This is a genomic window from Synechococcus sp. W60.3 (assembly GCF_047502615.1).
GTDB lineage: Bacteria > Cyanobacteriota > Cyanobacteriia > Thermostichales > Thermostichaceae > Thermostichus.
The window spans coordinates 1-2,703 of record NZ_JANSHJ010000070.1; the positions used below are offsets into that span (position 1 = coordinate 1).

At 59.5% G+C, this 2,703-nt stretch carries 1 protein-coding gene; it reads right to left on the bottom strand.

The window, feature by feature from the left end:
* Window positions 1-112 precede the first annotated feature (112 nt).
* Window positions 113-2,263, bottom strand: a complete 2,151-nt coding sequence (locus NW846_RS12450; protein ID WP_099812848.1) for an NAD(P)H-quinone oxidoreductase subunit 5 — start codon at window positions 2,261-2,263, stop codon at window positions 113-115.
* Between the last annotated feature and the right edge of the window lie 440 nt (window positions 2,264-2,703).

Here is a 2,703-nt window from a genome sequence, read left to right on the forward strand (position 1 = left end):
GCCGCTTCTCTCGGTTTTACATACCTAGCCATACCAAGCAGCCATACTGAACATACTGGGCATTATTTTCAGTATAGTCCAGCATATCATTGACTAGAGTCATGCTCCTGGGCTAGACCCCAACCCCAGAAAGCACCACCATCACCACCACCGCCGCAAAGATGATCAAAGCGTAAAACTGCGCCTTGCCGTTCTCCAGATATTTCATCACTTCGCCGCCGACCATGGTCGCCAGGCCCGTCAAGTTGACCACCCCATCCACAATGCGGCTGTCCACCTCCAAGGCCTCCCGCGCCACAAAGCGGGTGCCCCGCACAAAGACCCGCTCGTAGAGGTCGTCAATGTACCACTTGTTGAGGGAGAAGTAGTACAGGGGTTGCAGACTTTGGGGGAAGGTGCTGGGATCAATACGTTTTTGCCAGTAGATAAGACCCGCCAGGGCAATGCCGATCAGCCCAATGCCCACCGAGCTGCCCGCCATGATCAGAAACTCTGCCCAATCGAAGTGGCCGGCCAGCACCGCTTGCCACTCGGCGGCCACCTGGGCCCAACCAGTTTCTGCTGCAGACTCACCAGGCGCATGGATGAAAGCCTCGAAGAAGTTGGCAAAGGGAGTGCCCACCAAGCCGATCAGCACGGAAGGAACGGCCAGCGCCACCAGCGGAATCGTCATCGATGCCGGAGATTCATGCGGCTCGGCAGCGTGGCCATGCCCTTCGTGTCCCTCTCCCCCAGCTTCGGGATGGCTGCTGGGCTGGGGCTTTTCGTAAATGTTCATGGCTCCGGGACCATAGGCCGCCTCTTTCCCGGCAAACGCGTAGGCAAAAGCCGGCACCGGTCGGCCTTGGCTGACGGCCACCTCCTGCCGCAGCTTCAGGTTGGTGCCGCGAAACTCCCCTTCAAAGGTGAGGAAGTAGATGCGGAACATGTAGAAGGCGGTGATCCCCGCCGTGAGGAAGCCCACCCCCCAGAGGGCCGGGTTGCGCTCAAAAACCGCGGCCAAAATCTCATCTTTAGACCAAAAGCCGGCAAAGGGCGGGATCCCACAGATGGCCAGCGTGCCGATCAAAAACGTGAAGGCCGTAACGGGCATGAACTTGCGCAGCCCTCCCATCAGGCGCATGTCCTGGGCCAAGACCGGGTCGTGGCCCACCACCGCCTCCATGCCATGAATTACAGAGCCAGAGCCCAAGAAGAGCAGCGCCTTGAAGTAGGCGTGGGTCATCAGGTGGAACAAGCTTGCCCCATAGGCACCAGATCCCATGGCCATGACCATGTAGCCCAGCTGGGAAATGGTGGAGTAGGCCAGGCCCTTTTTGATGTCGTTTTGGGTGATGGCAATGCTGGCCCCCAAAAAGGCCGTGCCCGCCCCTGTCCAGGCGATGAGGTCCATGACTGGTGGGATCCCTTCCAGCAGCGGGAACATGCGCGCCAACAGGAACACCCCGGCGGCCACCATCGTGGCTGCGTGGATGAGGGCCGAAATGGGCGTGGGGCCTTCCATGGCATCCGGCAGCCACACGTGCAGCGGGAACTGGGCCGACTTGGCCACCGGGCCCAAGAACACCAACACCGCAAACAGGGCAACCAAGCTGCTGCTCACCGCGCCGTTGGCCACCATCTGCTCCACATTGCGAGCCAGCTCCTCGAACCCAAACGTGCCGGAAATCCAGTAGAAGCCCAAAATGCCCAGCAACAGCCCAAAGTCCCCCACCCGGTTGACGACAAACGCCTTCTGGGCTGCCTCCGCCGCTGCCTGCCGCTCGTACCAAAAGCCAATCAGCAAGTAGGAGCACATCCCCACCAGCTCCCAGAAGACATAGATTTGCACCAGGTTGGGGCTGACCACCAGGCCCAGCATCGAGGAGGCAAACAGGCTCAGGTAGGCGTAGAAACGCACATAGCCAGGGTCGTGGGCCATGTAGCCGTCGGAGTAGATCTGCACCAGAAAGGCCACCGTGGTTACCACCACCAGCATCATGGCGCTCAAGTGATCCACCACAAAGCCCATGTCCAGGGAGAAGGAGCCCGCCTGAGCCCAGGTGAGGGTTTTGAGAACGGTCTCATGGCCCTGCACTTGGCCGGCCAAGAGGGCAAAGGCGTGAACCATCGCCGTTCCCGTCGCGAACACGCTCAGGAAGGCGGCCAGAGAGCGGTTGGCCCTTGTCCAGGCATTGAACAGCAAAATGCCCAAGCCGAGTAAAAAAGCCGCCACCAACGGATAAACGGGGATCAACCAGGCGTATGCGTAGATGAATTCCATAGGAACTGGTGCTGAATGCGTCCTCTTGCAGTGATGAGCCCTTCTTGCTGGCCGGTGGCAATCTGTCTGTCGGGATCAGGGGCCTAGGCCGGCAGGTGCTCTGGAGCTTCTGATATTGTAAATCTTTGCAACACGATCAGCGCCCCCCCTGCAACCACCCAGTCCATGAGAGCAAAGATTCTTCTTCCCGATCAACCGAGATCCCCGCAGGAGAATCGGGAGATATCCTGAAGACTCTCCCCCAGCTCAGATCCGCAAGGCCTACGGCCCGCTGACGGGATCGGCTGAGACTGTCGTTGCCAAGATGACAGGGATCCCTTGCAAGCGCTACAACTAAAGGCTGAAAGCTGCAGACTGTCTGGAGAAAAGCCCATGAGCCTGAACTTGGTGACCTTGGTGGGGCGAGCCGGCATGGATCCGGAGGTGCGCTACTTTGAGTC